5 protein-coding genes are annotated in these 7,352 nt (G+C 65.5%); 2 read left to right on the forward strand and 3 right to left on the reverse strand.

The window, feature by feature from the left end:
* Window positions 1-37: 37 nt before the first annotated feature.
* Together DB708_RS09680 and DB708_RS09685 are read left to right on the forward strand one after the other, a co-directional pair.
* The gene (locus tag DB708_RS09680) at window positions 38-1,210 is read left to right on the forward strand and encodes an NAD(P)-dependent malic enzyme (protein ID WP_235616708.1); all 1,173 of its coding nucleotides are present in this window, start codon (window positions 38-40) and stop codon (window positions 1,208-1,210) included.
* A complete protein-coding gene (locus tag DB708_RS09685) occupies window positions 1,207-2,073 on the forward strand; it encodes a glycine betaine ABC transporter substrate-binding protein (RefSeq protein WP_108921737.1) in 867 nt (288 codons plus the stop codon). The genes DB708_RS09680 and DB708_RS09685 overlap by 4 nt, the downstream gene beginning before the upstream one ends.
* Before the next feature lie 5 nt (window positions 2,074-2,078).
* Here DB708_RS09685 and DB708_RS09690 read toward each other — a convergent pair whose 3' ends face one another.
* The 3 genes from DB708_RS09690 to DB708_RS09700 form a co-directional block, all read right to left on the reverse strand.
* Entirely contained in the window at window positions 2,079-2,912 is an 834-nt protein-coding gene (locus DB708_RS09690; protein WP_108921738.1) for an SDR family NAD(P)-dependent oxidoreductase, read from the reverse strand.
* Between the two features lie 80 nt (window positions 2,913-2,992).
* Window positions 2,993-3,859 (reverse strand): SDR family NAD(P)-dependent oxidoreductase, encoded by an 867-nt coding sequence (locus DB708_RS09695; RefSeq protein ID WP_108921739.1) that lies wholly within the window; start codon window positions 3,857-3,859, stop codon window positions 2,993-2,995.
* Window positions 3,860-3,938: 79 nt separating this feature from the next.
* Window positions 3,939-7,352 (reverse strand): multifunctional oxoglutarate decarboxylase/oxoglutarate dehydrogenase thiamine pyrophosphate-binding subunit/dihydrolipoyllysine-residue succinyltransferase subunit (locus tag DB708_RS09700; RefSeq protein ID WP_201263479.1); only part of this gene is annotated, 3,414 nt, incomplete at its 5' end.

Below are 7,352 nucleotides of genomic sequence, written 5' to 3' on the forward strand. Positions count from 1 at the left end.
ATTAGGGCTACTAATGGGTAGTAAGTACCCTGGGCCCGTGTCCGAAATCGTGCCGTCACAGATCGTCATCGGGGACGACGAGATCTTCGAGGCCCATGTAGGCGGGAAGCTTTCGGTCGAGATGAAGGCTCCGCTGGACACGCAGCGCGCATTGTCGATTGCCTATACGCCGGGTGTCGCACAGGTCAGTCGGGCGATCGCCGCGGACCACACTCTGGCCGACCGCTATACGTGGGCGAACCGGCTGGTGGCCGTCGTCAGCGACGGCAGCGCCGTCCTGGGCCTGGGTGACATCGGACCGGCCGCGGCGCTGCCGGTGATGGAGGGCAAGAGCGCGCTGTTCAAGCAGTTCGCCGATCTAGACGCGATCCCGATCGTGCTGGACACCAAGGAGCCCGACGAGATCGTCGAGACGCTGGTGCGGCTGCGGCCGACGTTCGGCGCGGTAAACCTCGAAGACATCTCGGCGCCCCGCTGCTTCGAGATCGAACGGCGGGTCATCGAGGCGCTGGACTGCCCGGTGATGCACGACGACCAGCACGGCACCGCGATTGTCGTGCTGGCCGCGCTGATGGGCGCCAGCAAGCTGCTGGGCCGCGACATGGGCTCGATGCGAGTAGTGGTCTCGGGTGCCGGGGCAGCGGGCGTTGCCTGCTCGAAACTTCTTCTCGCAATGGGCGTTTCGGACATCACGGTGCTCGACTCGCAGGGCATCCTGCACACCGGCCGCAACGACATGAACATCGTCAAGACCGATCTGGCGCGCAGCAGTAATCCGCGCGGTCTGACCGGCGGCATGGTGGAAGCGCTGAAGGAAGCCGACGTCTTTCTCGGGGTGTCGGCCGGCGTGGTCCCCGAGGAGCTCATCGCCACGATGGCGTCCGATTGCGTTGTGTTCGCGCTGTCCAACCCGGACCCGGAGATCGCGCCCGACGTCGCGGCCAAGTACGCCGCAGTGGTGGCCACCGGCCGCAGCGACTTCCCCAACCAGATCAACAATGTCCTGGCGTTCCCCGGGGTGTTCCGCGGCGCGCTGGATGCCGGGGCGCGGCGGATCACCGAAAAGATGATGGTGGCCGCGGCCGAGGCGATCTTCTCCGTCGTGAGCGACGACCTGGCACCCGACCGGATCGTGCCCAGCCCACTGGACCCAGGCGTCGGTGAGGCAGTGGCGCAAGCCGTGGCGCGGGCTGCGAACAGCACGGAGTGAAAATCGGCAGGCTCGCGGCGTTTCTGCTCGCTGCCCCGTTGTGCGCCGGCTGTGCGGCCGGCACCGGCGACCATCGTGGCGCCCCCGCCCTGGTGGTCGGTTCCCGCGATGACGCCATGTCGAGGCTGCTGACCGGCGTGTACCTCGCGGCGCTGCGATCGTACGGTTTCGCCGCGCAAGCTCAGAGCGGCGACGACCCGATGGCGCAACTGGACTCCGGCGCCTTCACCGTCACGCCGGCTTTTACCGGCCAGACCTTGCAGACCTTGCAGCCCGGCGCGACGGCGACCTCCGATGCGCCGGTCTACCGTGCGATGGTGTCGGCACTGCCCGAAGGTATCGCCGCCGGCGACTACACGACGGCCGCCGAGGACAAACCCGTCCTGCTGGTCGCGCAACCCACCGCCAAGGCCTGGGGTGGTCAGGATCGCAGCGCGGATCTTTCCACGCTGGGAAAACACTGCGGCGGGCTGACCGTCGGTATCGTTACCGGCCGTCAAGCGCCGTCGCTGGTGGGCACCTGCCGGCTGCCCGCCCCGCGCGAATTCCCGGATAGCACAACGATGTTCGCGGCAGTGCGGGCCGGACAGCTGACGGCGGGATGGACTACCACGGCCGACCCCGCGATGCCGGGTGATCTGGTGCCACTGGCCGACGGCACACCCGCGCTGATCCGGGCGGAGAATGTGGTGCCGCTCTACCGCCGCAATGTGCTGAGCGATCGGCAGGTGCTGGCGATCAACGAAGTAGCGGGTGTGCTGGACACCGCGGCGTTAGCTGACATGCGCCGCCAAGTCGCGGCAGGCGCCGATGCATTGGCGGTCGCCGGCGGGTGGCTCGCCGAACACCCGCTGGGCCGCTGAGGGACCTAGCGGTTGCTGAACGAAGTGAGCCGGTGTGTGACGGTTCCAAACAGCCGCTGATAAGCCGGGCCCATCAGCCGCACCAGCGCATCCAGCACCTTGGCGTCCGTGCCGACCAGCACCCGGGCCTTGTTCTTGCGAACCCCCTCCAAGATGACGCGCGCGGCCTTCTCTGCAGTGGTGCTGGCCATCCGCTTGTCGAATACCTTGGCCAGTTCGGCCGCATCGAGTCCTTCGGCGACGGTGGCGTTGCGCGCGATCCCGGTCTTGACGCCGCCCGGGTGCACCGTGGTCACCTTCACCGGGTGGCCGGCCACGAACATCTCCTGGCGCAGCGCTTCGGTGAAGCCGCGGACCGCGAACTTGGCCGCGTTGTACGCCGCCTGACTCGGCACGGCGAACAGCCCGAACACACTCGACACGTTGACGACGTGGCCGTCACCGGAAGCGATCAGGTGCGGCAGAAATGCCTTGGTGCCGTTGACGACTCCCCAGAAGTCGACGTCCATCACCCGTTCGATGTCCTTGAATTGGCTGACCTCGATGTCGCCGGTGAACGCGATGCCGGCGTTGTTGTAGATCTGGTTCACCTTGCCGAAGTGGGCGTTGACCGCGTCAGCGTAGGCCAGGAAGGCCTCGCGTTCGGTCACGTCGAGTCGGTCGCATAGGTACGGCGCCCCGATTGCTTTCAGCTGTTCCTCGGTCTGTGCCAGTCCCTCGGTGTTGACGTCACTGATTGCGACGCTGGCACCCGAGCGGGCGAGTTCGACGGCCAGCGCCTGGCCGATTCCCGAACCCGCGCCCGTGACCACCGCGACCTTGCCAGCGAACCCCTGCATGTGCACTCTCCCTCGTGTCCACAATTGCCTCAAGGTTACCGGTACCGGCGGTCTCGGATAGCGGCAGGGTGCCCGGTCGATCAGCTCTTGGGCGTCAGCAACCGCCGCACCCAGGTCGCCAACCGGGCCAGCAGCGTGGACCCACCGAACATCAGTTCGGGATATCGCCCACCGAACACCCGGACCATCAGGTCTGCGGATTTGGCATCCGAGCCGATCAGCACCCGGGCCCTGTTCTTGCCCACCGCAGCCAAGATGATGCGGGCGGCCTGTTCGGCAGTGGTCTTGGCAATCTGCTGGTCGAAGTTTTCCAAGATCTCGTCCTGGGAGAGTCCCATGCCCTCGGCGATCTCGGCGTTGGTCCCGAAAGACGTCTTGACGCCGCCCGGGTGCACCACGGTCACCCCGACTGGGTGTCCGGCCACCACCATCTCCTGGTGCAGCGCCTCGGTGAAGCCGCGGACGGCGAATTTCGCCGAGACATAGCCGACCTGACCCGGCAAGGCGATCACACCGAGCACGCTGGAGATATTGATGACGTGGCCGTCCCCGGAGGCAATCAGGTGGGGGAGAAAGGCCTTGGTGCCGTTGACGACTCCCCAGAAGTCGACGTCCATCACCCGTTCAACGTCCTTGAAGTCGCTGAACTCGAGGGTGCCGATGTGGGTCAGCCCCGCGTTGTTGTAGATCTGATTGACCTTGCCGAAGTGCTCGTTGACCGCGTCGGCGTAGGCCTGGAAGGCTTCGCGCTCGGTCACGTCGAGCCGATCGGCCTTGACCGGCACCCCGATGGCCTTGAGCTGTTGCTCGGTCTGGGCCAGGCCCTCGGCGTCAACGTCGCTGATCGCGACGCTGGCACCCGAGCGGGCGAGTTCGACGGCCAGCGCCTGGCCGATTCCCGAACCCGCGCCCGTGACCACCGCGACCTTGCCGGCGAACTTCTTCATAGACAACCTTCCTCAAGTCCGCCCCGTGCGTCGAGGTTAGCCGGTGCCAGCAAAGGTCCAGCGGGCGGACTGACGAACCTCAGCCGAACGCGGTGTCGAGTATTTCCTGTTGCTCGACGGCGTGCACCTTCGACGATCCCGAGGAGGGGGCCGACATGGCGCGTCGGGAGATGCGCTTGATCCCGGTCAACTTTTCCGGCAGCAACTCGGGCAGCTCCAGGCCGAAGCGGGGCCAGGCGCCCTGGTTGGCCGGCTCTTCTTGCACCCAGAAGAACTCGTTGGCCTCCGGGTAGCGGTCCAGCGTCTCGGCCAATCGGCGTTTGGGCAGCGGCGCCAGCTGCTCGATGCGCACAATCGCGACATCGTCGCGGTTGTCCTTGGCCTTGCGGGCTACCAGCTCGTAGTAGATCTTGCCGCTGGTCAGCAGGACTCTGCGGACCTTGCTGCGATCGCCGATGCCGTCTTCGTAGGTGGGTTCCTCCAGCACCGAGCGGAACTTGATCTCGGTGAAATCCCTGATGTCGCTGACCGCTGCCTTGTTGCGCAGCATCGACTTCGGAGTGAAGACGATCAGCGGGCGCTGGATGCCGTCTAGCGCGTGCCGGCGCAGCAGGTGGAAATAGTTGGACGGGGTAGACGGCACCGCGATCGTCATCGAACCCTCGGCCCACAGCTGCAGGAAGCGTTCGATCCGGCCGGAGGTGTGGTCGGGACCCTGGCCTTCATGGCCGTGCGGCAGTAACAGCACCACGTTGGACAACTGCCCCCACTTGGCCTCGCCGGAGCTGATGAATTCGTCGATGATCGACTGCGCGCCGTTGACGAAGTCGCCGAACTGCCCCTCCCACAACACAAGTGCGTCCGGGTTGCCCACGGTGTAGCCGTACTCGAAGCCCACCGCGGCGTACTCGGACAGCGGTGAGTCGTAGACCAGGAACTTGCCCCCGGTCGGGGTGCCGTCTTTGTTGGTCGCCAGCAGCTGCAGCGGCGTGAACTCCTCGCAGTTGCGGCGATCGATGATCACCGAATGCCGTTGCGAGAAGGTGCCGCGGCGGGTGTCTTGTCCCGACAGCCGGATCAGCTTGCCCTCGGCGACCAGGGTTCCCAGTGCCAGCAGCTCGCCGAACGCCCAGTCGATCTTGCCCTCGTAGGCCATCTCACGGCGCTTCTCGAGCACCGGCTGCACGCGTGGGTGCACGGTGAAACCTTCTGGGGCGGAAAGGAATGCGTCGCCGATCCGGGCCAGCAGCGACTTGTCGACAGCGGTGGCAAGCCCCGCGGGCACCAGCTGGTCGGCCTCCACCGATTCGCTTGGCAGCGCGCCGTGCTTTTCCACCTCGCGGACTTCGTTGAACACCTGCTCGAGTTGGCCCTGGTAGTCGCGCAGCGCGTCCTCGGCTTCCTTCATCGAGATGTCACCGCGGCCGATCAAGGCTTCGGTGTAGCTCTTACGGGCCCCGCGCTTGGTGTCGACGACGTCGTACATGTAGGGGTTGGTCATCGACGGGTCGTCGCCTTCGTTGTGCCCGCGACGGCGGTAGCAGAGCATATCGATGACCACGTCCTTGCGGAATGTCTGGCGGAAGTCCACGGCCAGCCGAGCCACCCACACGCACGCTTCCGGGTCGTCGCCGTTGACGTGGAAGATCGGGGCGCCGATCATCTTGGCGACGTCCGTGCAGTACTTGCTGGATCGGGAGTACTCCGGCGCGGTGGTGAAGCCGATCTGGTTGTTCACGATCACGTGAATGGTGCCGCCCACGCGATAACCGGGCAGCAGGGCCAGGTTCAGCGTCTCGGCGACCACACCCTGGCCGGCGAATGCGGCGTCGCCGTGCAACATCAGCGGCACGACCGAGAAGCCGTCGTCGCTGTCGCCCTTGTCCAGCAGGTCCTGCTTGGCCCGGACCAATCCCTCCAGCACCGGGTCGACGGCTTCCAGGTGCGACGGGTTGGCGGTCAGCGAGACCGCAATGTCGTTGTCGCCGAACATCTGCAGATACACGCCGGTGGCGCCGAGGTGATACTTGACGTCGCCGGACCCGTGCGCCTGTGACGGGTTGAGGTTGCCCTCGAACTCGCTGAAAATCTGCGAGTAGGGCTTGCCCACGATGTTGGCTAGTACGTTGAGCCGGCCGCGGTGCGGCATCGCGATGACCACTTCGTCCAGGCCGTGCTCGGCACACTGGTCGATCGCCGCATCCATCAGGGGGATCTGACTTTCGGCGCCTTCCAGCGAGAAGCGCTTCTGCCCAACGTATTTGGTCTGCAGGAAGGTTTCGAAGGCCTCGGCGGCGTTGAGCTTGGACAGGATGTACTTCTGTTCACCCACCGTCGGTTTGACGTGCTTTGTCTCGACTCGCTCTTCGAGCCATCGCTGTTGTTCGGGCTCGAGGATGTGGGTGTATTCCACGCCGATGTGCCGGCAGTACGCGTCGCGCAGCAGGCCCAGCACGTCGCGCAGTTTCTTGTATTCGCAACCGGCGAACCCGTTGACCTTGAACACCCGATCGAGATCCCACAGTGTCAGGCCATGATTGAGGATTTCGAGGTCGGGATGGCTGCGGAATCGGCTGGTGTCCAACCGCAGTGGATCGATGTCGGCCATCAGATGTCCGCGGTTGCGGTAGGCCGCGATCAGTTCCATCACGCGGGCGTTCTTGTCGACGATCGAGTCCGGGTTGTCGGTGCTCCACCGCACCGGCAGGTACGGGTTACCCAGCTCGCGGAAGATGTCGTCCCAGAACGCATCCGAGAGCAGCATCTCGTGGATGGTGCGCAGGAAGTCGCCGGACTCCGCGCCCTGGATGATGCGGTGGTCGTAGGTCGAGGTCAGGGTTATCAGCTTGCCGATGCCCAGCTCGGCGATGCGTTCCTCGCTGGCGCCCTGGAACTCGGCGGGGTATTCCATCGCGCCCACACCGATGATTGCGCCCTGGCCGGCCATCAGCCGCGGCACCGAGTGCACGGTGCCGATGGTGCCCGGGTTGGTCAACGAAATCGTGACTCCACCAAAGTCTTCGGCGGTCAGCTTGCCATCGCGGGCGCGGCGCACGATGTCTTCGTAGGCGGAGACGAATTCGGCGAACCGCATTGTTTCGCAGCCCCTGATGCCGGCTACCACCAGGGAGCGTTTGCCGTAGTTGCCCTGAAGGTCAATGGCCAGACCGAGATTGGTGTGCGCCGGGGTGACCGCGTTGGGTTTTCCGTCGACCTCGGCGTAGTGCCGGTTCATGTTGGGGAACTTCTTGACCCCCTGCACCAGCGCATAGCCCAGCAGATGCGTGAAGGAAATCTTGCCGCCGCGAGTGCGCTTGAGTTGGTTGTTGATGACGATCCGGTTGTCGATCATCAGCTTCGCCGGGACGGCACGGACGCTGGTCGCCGTCGGCACGTCCAGCGATGCGGACATGTTCTTGACGACGGCTGCGGCGGCGCCGCGCAGCACCTGTACCTCGTCGCCCTCGGCAGGCAGGGGCAAGGGGGGCTTCGG

The sequence above is a fragment of the Mycobacterium montefiorense genome, from assembly GCF_003112775.1.
GTDB classification, from domain to species: domain Bacteria; phylum Actinomycetota; class Actinomycetes; order Mycobacteriales; family Mycobacteriaceae; genus Mycobacterium; species Mycobacterium montefiorense.